At 43.8% G+C, this 1,576-nt stretch carries 1 protein-coding gene and 1 pseudogene; both read left to right on the forward strand.

The annotated features are described in order from the left end of the window. Positions 1 to 75: 75 nt before the first annotated feature. A pseudogene (locus ABD892_RS10730) lies at positions 76 to 363 on the forward strand (IS1 family transposase); the annotation flags it as partial. Positions 364 to 534: 171 nt separating this feature from the next. Beyond that, positions 535 to 1,503: an ankyrin repeat domain-containing protein gene (locus tag ABD892_RS10735; RefSeq protein ID WP_345195624.1), complete on the forward strand. Its 969-nt coding sequence runs from the start codon at positions 535 to 537 to the stop codon at positions 1,501 to 1,503. The last annotated feature ends 73 nt before the right edge of the window (positions 1,504 to 1,576 follow it).

A 1,576-nucleotide genomic window follows, 5' to 3' on the forward strand; every position in this document is an offset into this window, starting at 1 on the left:
AAAATCAGGCTCGCCAATACGTAAGGTGACGGGGGTGTTCAAGTAGACCAGAATCGGTGTTCAAGTAAACCAGAATATGCACGCAGGGCAGGCAAGACGCTAAAGAAACTCCTTAAACGGCTGAAACCGTTTAACTTCAGCCACTACTGCACAGATGACTGGAAGCCCTATGCATCACATCTGCCGGAAGGTAAACATGCCGTTGACAAGTTCTTTACTCAGCGGATAGAGCGTCAAAACCTGACGCTGAGAACGCGATTGAAACGCTTGATGCGCAAAACAATCTGCTTCTCACGATCCGTAGACGCACATGATAAGGTCATCGGAGAAGTTATATCCAGAGAACACTATCAACGGTTCTGATTCATGACCTGAGAAACCTTTTCTCCTCTTTTTTCAATGGGCTATAAGTGTTTTTCATATTATTTCAGAAAGTCCTTTCCCCTCAGCATATTGACTCCCCCATTATCTCCGGAACTTTTCCTCCCAGACAGTATCTATTGCTATACGAGTATTAATGAATGAAACTTACCAATGAGTGCACCTGTAAGATCTGAAAGGGATAAATCCCCACCGGCAACGCCAAACATTCAGGAAAATACATCCGCAAAGGCATTTGGCATAGCCGTTAATATTGCTAAAGACTGCGAATGTTCAACTGACGAGTCTTTATGGGCGATTGAAGAATTACTAAAAATTGAGGCAATCTGTTTGGCTGATCGTAAGACTGAAATCAACCAAGCTTATTGTGGCATTGGCACAGGCCCCAAACTGGATGAAGTCGGCTCACATGATCTACGTCGGCAAAAAACACCACTTCAATGGGCAGCAACCCTCGGTGACTTTGAATACTATCCTAGGTTCATGTCATCTGAAAACGTCAATCGAGCCAGACTAAGTATTTTGATTAACGCCGGAGCTAATTTGAACCAGAGAGATGAAAACGGCAATACACCTCTTATAAATGCAACATATATTGGAAGAAGCCCCTCCAGCGTCAACACACTGATTAGAGCCGGAGCTAATTTGAATCTGAGAGATAAACACGGCCATTCAGCTCTTATGATTGGTGCAGAGTGGGGTAATGAGCTCTGTTCTATAGCACTGATTAGAGCCGGAGCCGATTTAAACCTGCAAAATAAAGACGGTGAATCGGCACTTATACATACAGCACGGCATAATAAAATTAAGATATTCGAGGAGCTGGTTAGAGGCGGAGCCGATTTAGACCTGCAAGAAAAAGACGGCAAATCGGCACTTATGTTTGCAGTAATTTATACTAATATTGATATCTTCAAGACACTGGGTAAAAGTGGAGCCGATTTAGACCTGCAAGATAAAGACGGCGAATCGGCACTTATGTTTGCTGCAAAAACTGATAGAAGAACTGACATCTGCAAGGCACTGATTAGAGCCGGAGCCAATCTCAACCTTACCAACAAGAATGGCCATACTGCTCTTAATCAAGCGAAGGGAAACCCCTGCAACGTCATGGTACCTTAACTCCCGCTTAACGATCTGAAGAAGTAAGGCTAAATTGAATGAAGAGAGCGTCCCCTGTGCTCTTCAGGCAAAA

This window comes from Kistimonas scapharcae, from assembly GCF_039540975.1.
In the GTDB taxonomy this organism is placed as follows: domain Bacteria; phylum Pseudomonadota; class Gammaproteobacteria; order Pseudomonadales; family Endozoicomonadaceae; genus Kistimonas; species Kistimonas scapharcae.

What these genes read in the sequence shown, in the direction of transcription:
- ABD892_RS10735 (WP_345195624.1), top strand. Translation starts at nt 535, where the DNA reads ATGAGTGCACCTGTAAGATCTGAAAGGGATAAATCCCCACCGGCAACG.